This window comes from Methyloglobulus morosus KoM1 (assembly GCF_000496735.2).
GTDB lineage: Bacteria > Pseudomonadota > Gammaproteobacteria > Methylococcales > Methylomonadaceae > Methyloglobulus > Methyloglobulus morosus.
Genome location: NZ_AYLO01000171.1, coordinates 1 through 3091 on the forward strand (window position 1 = coordinate 1; position 3091 = coordinate 3091).

At 49.0% G+C, this 3091-nt stretch carries 2 protein-coding genes; both read right to left on the reverse strand.

The features are described 5' to 3' along the window. Positions 1-260, reverse strand: a 260-nt coding sequence (locus MGMO_RS18385; RefSeq protein WP_036308968.1) for an STN domain-containing protein, incomplete at its 3' end; no start/stop codon positions are given. A gap of 343 nt (positions 261-603) precedes the next feature. Next, positions 604-3091: TonB-dependent siderophore receptor (locus tag MGMO_RS18390; protein WP_051384092.1), on the reverse strand; the 2488-nt coding region annotated here is incomplete at its 5' end.

The following is a 3091-nucleotide window of genomic DNA, read 5'->3' on the forward strand; positions in this document are numbered from 1 at the left end:
CGTTGTTGTAAAGCTTGTTCTGAGGTGTAGTCACCGTCGATGCCGTTCGACCTTAATCCCGCCGCTTGCGAGGCGGGATAGCTCAGTTGCACATTCGCCGCTTCGGCATAATCGTTCAACGCACCGGACAGGCTTTGCGGCGGGATATGGAAGGCTTGGGTTTGTTCGCCAGCGATAGTAAACGGTGAGTTGAGTATCGCCAGGATGGTTATTGCCAATGTCTCGCCGCCCTTGTGCCTTGTCGTTTTTATAGTTTTCAACGCCTTCTCCTGTGTGGGATCTTCATCCGTTTTTTGTGGATTCAGAATAAAGACGTTTCAGTCCGCAAATTACCTCAACAGGAAAGTGAAAATTTTTTCAGTTCGTAGCTCGTAGGGCGAATTAGACGCGCAAATTCTCCAATTTTCATGTCTGTAAAGATAAGTCGTGCGTTGTAATCCGCCATTTTGGTGACCGCCGCAAGTCCGTAGGTGGGTAGGCGGTTTTGCCCACCGATTGCATCGCCAGAAGTAAAGTAGGGTACGCACCGCGTACCGTTTTAAGGTCGATGGTTGCGAAACCCAAATAAGGTACGCGATGCGTACTCTACCCGGCTATGAAGGATCAAAATTCCAGCCTTAAAGAACCCAGAAAGGTAAGTGGTTCACCAGGTATGTTGCCATAACCCCTCGGCGATCCGTCATAGGTATTGGCACCGCTGAAATAGCGTTTGTCCAGGATGTTGCGGACATTGAATTGCGCGGTCAGTCTGGTTTTACCAATATCCCACTTATAAGCAGCCGAGGCATCCCAGCGTACATAACCTGGTAGTTGGAAACTATTGGCGGTATCGCCCTCACGTTGCCCGACGATAAAAACGCCAGTTCCCAGGCTAAGACCAGGAAGCCAGTTTTGCCCGAAACTATTATTGAAATCGTAATTTGTCCAAACACTACCGCTATGAAGGGCCGCATTGGGTAGACGGTTCGAGGTGTTTCCGGTACCGCGCTGCAAACAGACTCCCGTGCTTGCGTCTGTAACAATACACGAAGCATCGTTAGTAATTTCGGTGTCGGTGTAGGCATAAGAGGCAATGACATTCCAGTTATCGGTTAATTTGCCGCTAACATCCAACTCTAAGCCTTGGCTGACGGCTTCGCCAATCGTTTTAGTATCAAAAGGGTCAGGCGTGTCAAGGTCTGCGGTCGGCAGGTCTTGTTTGGTGATATGAAAATAAGCGATAGATGTCGTAAGCCGTTTATCTAAAAGCTCGGTCTTAAATCCGGCTTCAAATTGTTCGGCGGACTGGGGTTTTAAAGGTTGGTTATTTGAATTGCGGCCATTGTTTGCACCCAATGATTCCGTATAATTCCCGTAAACAGACAGCCAATTCCAAGGGCGGTAAAGTAAGCCGACTCTTGGACTGAATTTTTCGCTATCTAATTTATTGCTGCTTAATGCGGACGTGGCTTCCGCTTGGGATGTGCCGGAAAATCCCGTGCCGACAGTTACCCAATCATAACGCCCACCGCCAAGGATGTGCAGCTTATCCCAAAGCGTGATCTGATCTTGAAAATAAACGCCTTTCCATTCTTGCTGGGTATCAAAGAAAAAGTCCTTAGGTAGTGCCTTTAACTCGTCACGGCTAATCACGCCATACACCGGATTGATGCTGTCGATAGTGCCAGCCCGTCCCGGAAGCGAGCAACAATGTCCTGGCGCTTGCTGGTCAATACGGTAATAATCAAAACCAAACAACACCGAATGTTTCGCTCCCCAAGTATCGAAACGACCTGTCAAATCCATATTGGTAGCATAAATTTCCCGATCTTGATGTACACCCCAAAGCCCTCTGTTATAGACCGTCTGACCAATTTCAGGTGGTTGGGTGAAAATATCAAACTGTTCGTAATCGGTGAAACTTGCCATAAACCGATGGGTCAGTTTCCAATCATCATTAAATGCATGTGACCAGTCCGCAAATAAGCGCTGGCTTTCTTGTTTGTCGTATGCAGCGGGATCGCTAAGTGAGCGATTGATGGGCAACTTTGCAGGTCGTACACCCTCCGCTGGAAGACCGTAATCACCACGAAAGTCGTCTTTTTGGTATTCCAACTTCAGGTTCGCTTGGGTGCGGTCTGAAATAATCCAGGTCAAGGAAGGGGCTAAGAAAATACGGTCTACAAAATGCAAGTCACGATAAGAATTATTGTTGCGATAAGCAAAATTCAGTCGGTAGAGTAAAGACTTGTCTTTGGTTATTGGGCCGGTTGCATCCAATACGGTGCGATAGAAATCGTACGAGCCAACCTGTTGCTGCAATGAATAATAAGCCTGATCCATCGGTTTTGCCGTTTGCAGGTTGACCAAGCCGCCGGGCTCAATCCGTCCATACAGCATGGCGGCAGGGCCTTTAAGGACTTCAATGCGTTCTAGGTTTGAGGKTTCCTCGGCGAATGAATCTTGTCGGAAACCATTCTTATAAATGACACCACTGGCATCGAAACCACGGATCACGAAATTTTCATAGTTAGCCGCGCTGGTACTTTGCTGAACGCCGCTGACGTTTTTCAAGGCTTCCCTGGCGGTATAAGCCTGTTGATCGTCCAGCACTTTTTTTGGCACGACCTGTATTGAGACGGGTGTATCCATCACGGCGGCGTCAGTTTTGGTTGCAGTGTTGGTATGGGTGCGGTTGTAATCTGGGTTACGCGTATCGCGTTCCCACGCAGGGTCGTACGTTTGATTTCCCCCATCCGCTTCCACCATCACTTTCGGCAAGGTGGTTTCACTCGTTGGTTGGCCTGTATCCGCCACTTTCACCAACCTGCCCTGTCCTACCAACGTGGCCGTGCCATTCGTAGTTTGTTTGGCGGACAAGCCCGTTCCTGCCAGCAATTGTTGCAAAGCTTGTTCTGAGGTGTAGTCACCGTCGATGCCGTTCGACCTTAATCCCGCTGCTTGCGAGGCGGGATAGCTCAATTGCACATTCGCTGCTTCAGCATAATCGTTCAACGCACCGGACAGGCTTTGCGGCGGGATATGGAAGGCTTGGGTTTGTTCGCCAGCGATAGTAAACGGTGAGTTGAGTATCGTCAGGATGGTTAATGCC